Source organism: Geomonas sp. (genome assembly GCF_035254065.1).
Classification (GTDB): Bacteria; Desulfobacterota; Desulfuromonadia; order Geobacterales; family Geobacteraceae; genus Geomonas.
Window position 1 is genome coordinate 1 of record NZ_DATFBA010000333.1, and the last position, 9,867, is coordinate 9,867.

Sequence of the window (9,867 nt, forward strand, 5' to 3'; positions counted from 1 at the left end):
CGGATCGCCTTGATGGCGTGCACGTCGGTGAGCGTGGTGGAGGCGATCGAGAAGAAGGCCTCCAGCGCGTGGCTCAAGGCGTCGGTGGCGGTGGTGCAGACGTACTCCTCGGGGAGGGTCTTCAGCGTGTCGGGGTCGGTGAGGCTGATGTCGGGGGCCACGCAGCGGCTCATGATGGTGAGCTTGCAGCGCTTCTCGGTGTCGGTGATGATGGCGAACTGGGAGACGTCGGAGCCGGTGCCGCAGGTGGTGGGACAGAGCACCATGGGGGGAAGCGGCCTGATGATGCGGTCGGTCCCCTCGAAGTCCTTGATCCGGCCGCCGTTGGCGGAGAGGATGGCGATCCCCTTGGCGGCGTCCATGGCGGAGCCTCCCCCGAGGCCGACGATCACGTCCGCCCCGTGCCTCAAGTACTCGCGGGCCCCCTCCTCGATCTCCACGTCCTTGGGGTTGGAGGTGACGTTGTCGTAGTAGATGAAGTCCAGCCCCGCCTCCAGAAGGCTCTTCATAACCTGGTCCACCCACCCCGCCTGGAAGAGCCCCTGGTCGCTGACCAGGAAGACCTTGCGCCCGCCCAGACGGCGGGCACAGGAGCCCACCTGGGAGAGCATGCCGCGTCCGAAGACGATCTCCGGCACCTCGAACTTATAATGCTGCAGATGGCTGGCACCTTCCACCATGTTCCGGCACTCCTTCCAGAATATAACTTTTTTATATTGAATTTCAGTTCGGCATCGGAAAACAGGCGGATAAGCCGTCGAATTATTATAGCAATTGCCATGCCAGAAGGTCAAACAAAGTTCTATCTTTGTGTCAACAGAACCCACCGCGCGACCGTCGTCCCTTTTCGCCGCACCGCCTCCCTCTTTTTGCAGAATTACTCCACGCTGTGGCAGTACTCCACAAATTCAAAAAAGGGGTTTTTACGGACAGTTAGCAAGAAGTGCATCAAATATCCACACTTTTCGGGCTTCAGCGCCCGCCCAGAGTAAACCAGAAAGAGCAGTCAATTCAAGGAATAAATCATTGTTTTATTTTTGGCACCACTGTTGCACACGCTGAGGCCACTACCCGCAGACGCAACCAACGCATGACCGCACCGCACAGGTTCCACCGCTGTACAGGCATCAAAGGCATGGCAGGAGTTTCTCCCGACAGCCAGAAACTCCCCGTCCCCGGCTGACCAGCCACTCCGCTCTTCAGCCGGAGCGGACGGGTAGCTCCCGGCGGTCGCGGCAGACCGCCGCCATGTCGTGTAATGAAAGCAGACGAAACAATGCAGTCATCACAACCAGGAGGTGAATCATGCTGAAAAAGTTAGTTCCCGCACTGGCAGCGGCGTCGCTGCTGGCAACCACCCAGGTGCCGTCGGCCATGGCCTTCGACATCGGCGGATCCAACGGCTGGAAATTCTCCACCGACGGTTTCCTCAACGTGTTCGGCACCTATGAGTCGGTCCAGGCCCGCCCGGCCGGCGTGATCGGCGGCGAACTCGGTTCCGGCGGCAATGTGACCACTCCGACTGCCGCCGGGGAAAGGGACCAGCAGTTCAGGGTCCGCACTGGTCTTTTGCCGGTGGGAATCGGCTTCAACATCAAGTCGCCGGTGGTCGATGGCGTTCAGTACGGGATCCGGCTCGGCATCTATCCGCAGATCCAGAACAACGGTGGCAGCCACACCGACATCTCCCCCAACATCGACTTCCGTGAGATCAACGCCACCGCCGACGGCTCCTTCGGCCAGGTGCTGGCGGGACGCGCCCTCAACCTGTACCAGGGCAAGAACATCCTGACCGACATGACCCTGTTCGGCGCCGGCGTGGTCGGCCCGGTCAACAGCGGCCCCACCATGGGCCACATCGGCTACGGCTACCTCTACCCGAACTTCGGCGCCCAGATCCGCTACACCACCCCCGACATGGCCGGCGTGAAGTGGGCGGTCAGCGTCAACGACACCAGCGACATCGGTGCGGCCACCGTGCGCAACATCCCGCGCTTCGAGAGCGAGCTCTCCTGGGCCACCACCTACACCGGCGGCAAGGCGCAGGCCTGGCTCTCCGGCCTCTGGGAAAGGAACAGCTTCGCCACCACCCAGCCCATCAGGCCGGGACAGCACGTGGATACCGTGGGCGGCGCCGGCGGCCTGGAAGGAAGCATCAACGGCCTCGACCTCTTGGTCTCCTGCTACGGCGGCCAGGCACTCGGCATGCTCGGCATGAACGGGGCCGACGCCCTCTCCGCCGACGGCCAGGTGCGTCCCAACTGGGGCTTCCTGACCCAGGCCACCTACCAGCTCACCAAGACCTGGAAGCTGGGGCTCAACTACGGGCAAAGCCGCGCCGAGAAGGCTGGCAATGACACCGACGCCAACATCATGAAGCAGCAGGCCGCAGTGGCGGCGATCACCTACAACGTGAACAGCTTCGTGCAGCTGATGGCCGAGTACACCTGGGCACAGGACAGGTGGTTCAACGGCGAACACCAGAACGGCAATATGGGCGCCATCGGCACCTTCATCTACTGGTAACCGGCAGCGGACGACCAGAAGCCGCATCATCACCAAAAGGAGGCATACCATGCCCAAGTACGTGATCGAACGAGAACTCGCGGGAGCAGGCAACCTTTCACCGGAAACGCTGCAAGCCATATCGCAGAAATCGTGCGGCGTCCTGAAGGGGCTCGGCCCCCAGATCCAGTGGGTGCAAAGCTACGTCACCGACGACAAGATCTACTGCATATATATCGCTCCGGACAAGGAAAGCGTGCTGGAGCATGCACGGCAAGGCGGCTTCCCGGCGAACAGCGTGGCGCAGGTGCGCACCATGATCGACCCGACCACCGCCGAATAACCGATTTTTTTCGTTAGTTGCTATCACTTTCAACAACCTGCAATTCCAATAAAAGGAGATCGTCATGACGTTAGCACTTCTCATTGCAATCAGTCTGATGTGGGTACCGGTAGCGATCCTTTTCCTCGGCAAGGGCGAGGCGAAGGGCACCGGCGCCATCACGGGCTTCGTGGGCCTGGTGGTTGTCATCGGGGCCTTCCTGCAGACCGCCCTTTTCAAAGACCCCTTCACCGGCGGCCTGCTGTTCGCCCACGGGCTCCTCTACTGCACGGTGGCCTACGCCCTGTTGGCCGGCCTGGAGGACCTCCGTTCGGTCGGCAACGTGAGCCTGGTGGTGGCGGTGGTCTCCGCCATCTACACCGCGCTTTTCTTCACCGGCGGCGCCCCCGGCCCCGACGGCAAGCCGCTCTCCCCGCAGAGCAACTACCTGGCCTTCGCCTGCGCCGGTTACACGGTGCTGACCGTCGAGGTCTGGCTGAATGCCTACGGCAAGGTCTCCGCCAAGTCGCTTGCCTACTCCCTGATCGGCTGGGCCTTCCCGGGGCTGCTGATCCCGTCCTTCATGCTGCTGTCGGCCGGCAAGCTCCCGTTCTAAGCAGGCCGGGATTTCTTGAGAATAACTAGGAGGGAAGCTATGAAAAGAGTGACCATCGCCGCCCTGGCGGCCGTGCTGATGCTGAACACCATCCCCGCCTTCGCGCAGGAGACTCCGCAGGACAAGTACATCTGCGAGTTGCAGGCCGGCAACTGCAAAAACCGGGCTGACGCCATCCAGCGCAAGATGAAGAAGATCAACGCGGACATCAAGAAGGGGAATAAGACCTACTCCGCCGAGGACCTCAAGAAGATCGAGGACAAACTGAAAGAGGCCGAGCAGATGCTCGACAACCTGAAGGCGCAGCAGCCGCACTAGAGCTCGCCTGGGCACCGTTTGCCTGAACCAAGAGATTGGTTCACCGTTGGCCGTGGACGAATCCTTCTCGTCCACGGCCCTTTTTTTGTTGCATTCTTTCGCGGCTGGCGTAAACTTTCAATCAAACGTTTGAATTGGAAGCGATGCCAGATAACAATTGCCGTGCACAATTGATCGCCGCTGCCACACCCCTCTTCGCCCGTCGCGGAGTGAACGGGGTAAGCACCCGTGAACTGGCCAGGGCCGCCGGTGTGAACAGCTCCATGATCTCCTACCACTTCGGGGGGAAAGAGGGACTTTACGAGGCGGTGCTGCGCGAGGTATTCTCCGGGATGCTGGAGGTGGCCGAGCTTGCCGCACAACCGCTTCCTCCGCTGCAGAAATTCAAGCGGTACGTCTACCAGTGCGGTGTCTGCTTTCACTGCGGCGCAGCCGAGGAATTCGTACCGCGTACCGCCAGCGCTGATCCGGCCACTCCGGAGTGCCCGCGCTGCCTGAACAACGATGCAGACTCCTTCGCCAAGTTGGCAAAGTCCGAGGGCGGTTCGACCTCTGATGCCGACTCATTGGTGGAGTCGGCAAATTCGGAAAGCCGTTAAACCTGAGCCTGTCAAAGGGTCCCTGTCTACTCTCACGGCCTGTTCCAGCCTTTCCGGCTCTGCAACAGGCCAGCCACTTTTTATTGCATGAGGAACAGATGGCCGACATGGATTGCCGAAGCAAACTGATAGCCACCGCCACCCCGCTCTTCGCCGAAAAAGGATTCCACGGCGTGGGGGTGAGGGAGATCGCCGCCGCCACCGGTGTCAACCTCTCCATGATCTCCTACTACTTCGGCGGCAAGGAGGGGCTGTACGCGGCGGTACTGAACGAACAATTCGAAACCATCACGCGGGTCACGGAGCTCAAAAGCATGGATTGCGACGCCATGGAGAAGTTCGAACTGTACGTGCGGGCCACGGTCGCCAGGTACCGGAAGAACCCCTACCTGCTCCGCTTCTACACCAGCGAACTGACCAACCCGACCCCCTGCTTCGAGACCATCGTGAAGCCGGCCATCAAGGGGGTGGTGCAGATCCTGATCGAGACCTTCTCGGACGGTCTCTCCCACGAGCGGTTCCGGGAGGGGCTGAACCCGACCGACACTGTGCTGGCCCTGGCCGGCATGATCAACTTCTACTTCCTCCTGGAGCCGGCCACCGGCGAACTGGTCGACCATGCCCAGGAACGGGACGAGGAGCTGATCCGCCACATCATGGACATCTTCGCCAAAGGGATTCTCAAGTAGGTCCCTTTTTTTGGGATGCGTATTAAACGAACGTTTGCCCGCCTCCAATACGAGGGGACGGACGAGGTGAGAGAAGTTGAACAACAGGAGCAATCCTGAATAACGGAGCAAAGGAGAAAACCATGGACGAGAAAGGCAAGTTCGAGTGTGGAATCTGCTATTTCCAGGGAAGCGCCAAGGAGTTCACCCCCATCACCGTGAGTGCCAACTTCGCGGCACTGGAGTGCCCTCAGTGCCTCAACAACGACCCGGCCACCTTTGAGGAACTCCCGGTCAAGAAAGAGAATGAAAAGGCAGCCTAGCATCCTCCCCCTGGTCCTTCTTGCTGCAGCTGAGAACCCGCTCTCCCCGTCTCGAGAGCGGGTTTTTTTTGGTGCGCGGCATGGCAGGGTCCACGATCTCCGCCTTGTGAAATCAGGTACCAAGGGGATTTTTTCGCTCGGGCCAAGAGATAAAAGTGAGGAAAATCGCGTCACACGTTAATGCATGTGCCGGTTTTGCAGTAAACCAAGATGTGGACAAATTTCGCACTGCGGAGTTAATCCCCATTTGTCACCTTTCGAGCCGCCTCCGCAACTCTCCCCTGTTCGAAGCCGCCTGGGCCTACCGCTGAAAGCCCGCCACCAACCACATCTGTAATTTCAACCACTTGACGTCGGAAGCTACCTCTCACATAACCATAAAATCCTTTTTTATCTTCACGTATACGTTGGCAAAGATATTGCTCTACATCTGCTGAACCATGGGGCACGCGAGCCCCGAGAGAAAGTCAGGAGGTGTTGTATGAGAAGGGACGAGCAGCGCGTGAAGCGACATGTCATCTCGATGAGGGTAAGCGCGGAGGAATTCGACTCCATGCACGAAACCATGAAAAGCCTGCACTATCGGAGGGTCTCCGACCTGATGAGGGATGCCTTCAAGCTGCTGATGACGCCGCCGGGTCTGGAAGGGGCCATCGAGGGGGCGGAAGAGGCGGGTTGAGCATGAGGAAAGCCAGCCATGCGGAGCCGGTCGACCTTTCCACAGGCTCCCCGGCGCTCCTTGCACGTCCTTCCAAGCTGTTCGTTGAGACCACCACGCGCTGCAACCTCGGCTGCCTCATGTGCGTCAAGCAGAGCTGCGACCACGGCATCGCCGAAGGGGACATGTCGGCCTCCACCTTCGCCGCCCTGGAGCCTGCCTTCCCTAACTTGAGCGCCCTGATCCTGAACGGCATCGGAGAACCGCTGATCAACCCCCTACTGGACGACTTCGTCGGGCGGGCGCGGCGCCTGATGCCGGCGGATGGTTGGATAGGGTTTCAGTCCAACGGCCTGCTCTTGACGGAACTTCGAGCGGTATCCCTGCTGCATGCCGGCCTGGACCGGCTCTGCCTGTCGATCGATTCGATTTCGCCGGAAACTTTCCGCAAACTCAGGGAGGGGGGCGAAGTGGAAGACGTGCAGCACGCCTTCACCGCACTCGCCGCCGCCAAACGCACCACCGGCAGGACGGACTTCAAGATCGGCGTGGAATTCGTGGTGACGCGGGCGAACCTGCGGGAGCTACCCGACGCGCTCGCCTGGGCCGTGCGCCGCGGCGCGAGCTTCGCACTGGTCACCCACGCCCTCCCCTACGACCAACAGCACGGCTGCGAGTCGCTCTACGGCGGCTGCAGCGATGAAGCGCTCCAGCTGTTCGGGAAGTGGAGGGAGGAGGCGGAGCGGGAAGGGATCGACATCTACCGCTACTATAACGTGGTGGTCAAGTACAGCAGGTCGCCCGAGGAGCAGCGGATCTGCGCGCTGGTGGACGCCCTGAAGGCCGAAGCTGAGGGCAAAGGTGTCTTCCTGGACCTGAAGAAGCTCCTGCGGCTGAACTGGCGCGAGCACCAGGAAGTGGAAGAGGTTTTCGAGCGGGCCCAGGAAGTGGCGGACCGGCTGGGGCTGGAACTGAAACTCCCGTCGGTCGTACTGAATGAGACGCGCCACTGCGGGTTCGTCGAGGAGGGAGGAGCCTTCGTGACCTGGAACGGCGCAATCTCCCCCTGCTATTTCCTCTGGCACCGCTACACCTGCTTCGCCAGCGGCTGGTCCCAGCCGGTGCAGCCTAAAGTCTTCGGCAACGTCAACGAGCGCGACATCGTGGACATCTGGAACGACAAGGCCTTCCGCTCCTTCAGAGAGGGGGTCATCGCCTACGACTACCCTCACTGCTCAAGCTGCGGCTTGGCCCCCTGCGACTACGTGCAGACCGAGAGCTTCGAGCAGGACTGTCACATCAGAGAGGTCCCCTGCGGCGCCTGTCTGTGGTGCACCGGCATCTTCCAGTGCATGACGTAATAGAAGAGTAAACATTGCTATTGAAAAATGTATTACAGCTGGTGCAATATCTCTGCGGTGCTAGACTTGACTCTTTACGGCAGCTGACAGTGTGAAGCGACAAATGTGATAATGAAGATGCCGTTAAATGGCTAATGGCGGAGGGTGTCATGCTATTGGAACAGCTGATTGAAAAGGCAGAGCAGGAGCCGGAATACGATTGGGATTCCTATTACCGCTGGAGATTCAGCACCCTCGCCGGCCGGGAAGTCACCGGCAGCACCTTCTGGGTCTGCAAGAAATGCCTCACCGTCAACATGACCTTTCTTCCGGCGCGCTACGGTAAATGCCGCTTGTGCGAGCTCATCCATCTGCCCCACGAGATGAAGTAAAGACGCCGACCACGGGAGAGCTGCGGGATTCGCCTTCACACCTATCTGTTGGCGGTAGTAATCGAAAAAGCCCCTCGGCACCATGCCGACGAGGGGCTTTTTAAATCGCAATCAGAACCGGCTGTACCTCACGGCGCTTAAGTTACCTCATACCTACCTGCTCCGCATCTTCGGATGCCTCCGCACCGAGGGCCGTTTTTTCAGCACCGACCTCCCGGATCGGACAACCCGTACGATAACCAAACCCTTCTGCGCCTCCAACAATATCTTGTTCCCCGCTTTTTTCCTCTCTTTACCACGCCGCGTAAGGAAGCAAACCTTAATTGGCCCAACAGCATAAAAAATTCCTCAACATTTGCACATTTCTTCCCTAATCGCCTGTTATAAATTGCCTACCGTGAGTCACAGGTTCGCAGACCAAACGGGTTAACTCAAAAGTTACTTCTGAACGTCTTTTAAGTTTAACCCTCCATGGTACACTCTATCGCACCACTCCGTGGGAGAGTGGCCAAACCTTTTCCTGAAAAAGGAGGCCCGCGCATGACCGTTTCACGAATCGCCGCAGTTATGGTTGCCATCGCCGCACTCGCCGGCTGTGCGACCACGCCCCCGCAACGCACCGCCCTGGTAGACAGTCCACAATACCTGTACATCTCGGGGATGATCGACCTGGACAACGGCCGGGCTGCCGAGGCCGCCCAAAAGTTCCAGCGCGCCCAGTCGCTCGACGCCAAACTGGCCGACCCCTATGCCGGCCTCGCCCTGGCGCTGGCCAAGCAGCACGCACCCGACAAAGAGGTGCAGGAAGCTCTCAAGGCGGCTAAGAAGCGGACCGACTCCGCCGAGGACAAGTTCACCCTAGCGGTGGCTATGCTGCGGGTGGCAGCCACCGAAAAGCAGCCGGACTGGCTCCACCAGGCGGAGGAGGCATACCAGGATGCCATCGACCTCGGCATCACCGGCGGACGCCAGATCCCCTACTACGAGTCGGTGGCCGCTGCCGATTACCACATGGGACTCGCCTACCGGGAGTCCGGCGATTTCGACCGGGCGCATGCAGTGTTCTCCAAGGGGCTCACCCGCGACCCGAGCGGCAAGTGGGCAAGCATAGCCAACCGCGAACTGAAGTCCACCGATGGCCTCAGCCGGGCCCAACTGCTCACCTCCGCGCCGGATGTCGCCCGCCGCCTCGCCAGCAACGAGGCCGTTTCCCGCTCGGATCTCGCCGCCCTCCTCTTCACCGAACTCAAGCTCGGCAACGCCCCCCGCTCCCAGGATGGAGGGGCGCCTGCGCAGCCGATCGACATCAACGAGCACCCTCTCAAGAGCGCGATCCAGACGGTCCTCAACTGGCACGTCCGGGGGCTGGAGCCGACCCTCGATCAGGCGAGCAAGGCCCTGGTCTTCCGCCCCGCCGATCCGGTCAAGAGGAAGGACCTCGCCCTGGTGTGCGAAGATCTCCTGATGCGGATGGAGAAAAATGACCGCCTGGCCCGCTCCTATTTCGGCCAGAAGAGTTCCCCCTTCTCGGATGTACGCCCCACCGACTACGACTACAACGCGATCATCACCGTGACCACGCGCGGGATCATGGAAGGGGGCACCGGTGGCGCCTTCCGCCCCGACGACCCGGCAAGCGGCTCTGACGCCCTGTCAGCCATCTATGCGATCAAACTCAACATGAGTGCCTTGAACTAAGGAGGAAGCACCGATGAAGAAACTCGCGATCCTCGTCTGCCTCGTCGCGGCCACCGTTGCCATGTTCACCTTCAGCGCGGTTGCCGAAGAAGCCGGCCAGCCGGTAGCGGATACCTTCGAAAGCGCCAAGAAGTGGCTGGCCGACTCGAATCTGACCGTTACCGGCGATTCCTCCGGGACACGAAACGACGCGGCGGCCTTCCAGCAGGATGCGCTGCTGTTCGCAGGGGAGGCGGTAGGGAACCCGGCCCACCAGACGCCGGCGCAAAGAGAGATGCTCGCCAAGGAGGCGGCAGTGCTGGTCGCCCAGCAGGCGCTCGCCGAGTACCTGAACGGCTTTTCCATCGTGAGCGACAAGCTGGTCAAGGACGGGATGATGCGCTACCACTCCGTCCGGACCGCCGTTTCCGCCACCATCCGCAACGTGC

Annotated in this window: 12 protein-coding genes and 1 pseudogene; 12 read left to right on the top strand and 1 reads right to left on the bottom strand. The window is 60.5% G+C overall.

Annotated features, from left to right (window positions below):
- The coding region (locus VJ604_RS15495; RefSeq protein WP_324084061.1) for an iron-containing alcohol dehydrogenase at positions 1-680 on the bottom strand (680 nt) is incomplete at its 3' end.
- Positions 681-1,305: 625 nt separating this feature from the next.
- On the opposite strand from VJ604_RS15495, the gene VJ604_RS15500 reads away from it, so the two are divergent.
- From VJ604_RS15500 to VJ604_RS15555, 12 genes and pseudogenes are all read left to right on the top strand, one after another.
- Positions 1,306-2,526 carry a hypothetical protein gene (locus VJ604_RS15500; protein WP_324084063.1) on the top strand — a complete coding sequence of 407 codons (1,221 nt, stop codon included), beginning with the start codon at positions 1,306-1,308 and terminating at the stop codon, positions 2,524-2,526.
- 49 nt (positions 2,527-2,575) lie between these two features.
- Positions 2,576-2,848 (top strand): DUF4242 domain-containing protein, encoded by a 273-nt coding sequence (locus VJ604_RS15505; protein ID WP_324084064.1) that lies wholly within the window; start codon positions 2,576-2,578, stop codon positions 2,846-2,848.
- A 64-nt stretch (positions 2,849-2,912) separates the two neighbouring features.
- Positions 2,913-3,443 (top strand): AmiS/UreI family transporter, encoded by a 531-nt coding sequence (locus tag VJ604_RS15510; RefSeq protein WP_324084066.1) that lies wholly within the window; start codon positions 2,913-2,915, stop codon positions 3,441-3,443.
- A gap of 39 nt (positions 3,444-3,482) precedes the next feature.
- A complete protein-coding gene (locus VJ604_RS15515) occupies positions 3,483-3,761 on the top strand; it encodes a hypothetical protein (RefSeq protein ID WP_324084069.1) in 279 nt (92 codons plus the stop codon).
- A gap of 143 nt (positions 3,762-3,904) precedes the next feature.
- The gene (locus VJ604_RS15520; protein ID WP_324084071.1) at positions 3,905-4,360 is read left to right on the top strand and encodes a TetR/AcrR family transcriptional regulator; all 456 of its coding nucleotides are present in this window, start codon (positions 3,905-3,907) and stop codon (positions 4,358-4,360) included.
- Positions 4,361-4,458: 98 nt separating this feature from the next.
- The gene (locus tag VJ604_RS15525) at positions 4,459-5,049 is read left to right on the top strand and encodes a TetR/AcrR family transcriptional regulator (RefSeq protein WP_324084073.1); all 591 of its coding nucleotides are present in this window, start codon (positions 4,459-4,461) and stop codon (positions 5,047-5,049) included.
- Positions 5,050-5,171: 122 nt separating this feature from the next.
- Positions 5,172-5,351, top strand: a complete 180-nt coding sequence (locus VJ604_RS15530) for a hypothetical protein (RefSeq protein ID WP_324084075.1) — start codon at positions 5,172-5,174, stop codon at positions 5,349-5,351.
- A 481-nt stretch (positions 5,352-5,832) separates the two neighbouring features.
- Positions 5,833-6,030, top strand: coding sequence for a hypothetical protein (locus VJ604_RS15535; RefSeq protein ID WP_324084077.1), 198 nt, complete (start codon positions 5,833-5,835; stop codon positions 6,028-6,030).
- 2 nt (positions 6,031-6,032) lie between these two features.
- Positions 6,033-7,370 carry a radical SAM/SPASM family putative metalloenzyme maturase gene (locus VJ604_RS15540; protein ID WP_324084079.1) on the top strand — a complete coding sequence of 446 codons (1,338 nt, stop codon included), beginning with the start codon at positions 6,033-6,035 and terminating at the stop codon, positions 7,368-7,370.
- A gap of 149 nt (positions 7,371-7,519) precedes the next feature.
- The gene (locus tag VJ604_RS15545; RefSeq protein ID WP_324084081.1) at positions 7,520-7,741 is read left to right on the top strand and encodes a hypothetical protein; all 222 of its coding nucleotides are present in this window, start codon (positions 7,520-7,522) and stop codon (positions 7,739-7,741) included.
- A 540-nt stretch (positions 7,742-8,281) separates the two neighbouring features.
- Entirely contained in the window at positions 8,282-9,439 is a 1,158-nt protein-coding gene (locus VJ604_RS15550) for an S-layer homology domain-containing protein (protein ID WP_324084083.1), read from the top strand.
- A 13-nt stretch (positions 9,440-9,452) separates the two neighbouring features.
- Positions 9,453-9,867 (top strand): annotated as a pseudogene (locus VJ604_RS15555) (hypothetical protein); the annotation flags it as partial.

Coding starts and splice junctions, on each gene's coding strand:
- VJ604_RS15500 (WP_324084063.1), top strand. CDS start 1,306: ATGCTGAAAAAGTTAGTTCCCGCACTGGCAGCGGCGTCGCTGCTGGCA.
- VJ604_RS15505 (WP_324084064.1), top strand. CDS start 2,576: ATGCCCAAGTACGTGATCGAACGAGAACTCGCGGGAGCAGGCAACCTT.
- VJ604_RS15510 (WP_324084066.1), top strand. CDS start 2,913: ATGACGTTAGCACTTCTCATTGCAATCAGTCTGATGTGGGTACCGGTA.
- VJ604_RS15515 (WP_324084069.1), top strand. CDS start 3,483: ATGAAAAGAGTGACCATCGCCGCCCTGGCGGCCGTGCTGATGCTGAAC.
- VJ604_RS15520 (WP_324084071.1), top strand. CDS start 3,905: ATGCCAGATAACAATTGCCGTGCACAATTGATCGCCGCTGCCACACCC.
- VJ604_RS15525 (WP_324084073.1), top strand. CDS start 4,459: ATGGCCGACATGGATTGCCGAAGCAAACTGATAGCCACCGCCACCCCG.
- VJ604_RS15530 (WP_324084075.1), top strand. CDS start 5,172: ATGGACGAGAAAGGCAAGTTCGAGTGTGGAATCTGCTATTTCCAGGGA.
- VJ604_RS15535 (WP_324084077.1), top strand. CDS start 5,833: ATGAGAAGGGACGAGCAGCGCGTGAAGCGACATGTCATCTCGATGAGG.
- VJ604_RS15540 (WP_324084079.1), top strand. CDS start 6,033: ATGAGGAAAGCCAGCCATGCGGAGCCGGTCGACCTTTCCACAGGCTCC.
- VJ604_RS15545 (WP_324084081.1), top strand. CDS start 7,520: ATGCTATTGGAACAGCTGATTGAAAAGGCAGAGCAGGAGCCGGAATAC.
- VJ604_RS15550 (WP_324084083.1), top strand. CDS start 8,282: ATGACCGTTTCACGAATCGCCGCAGTTATGGTTGCCATCGCCGCACTC.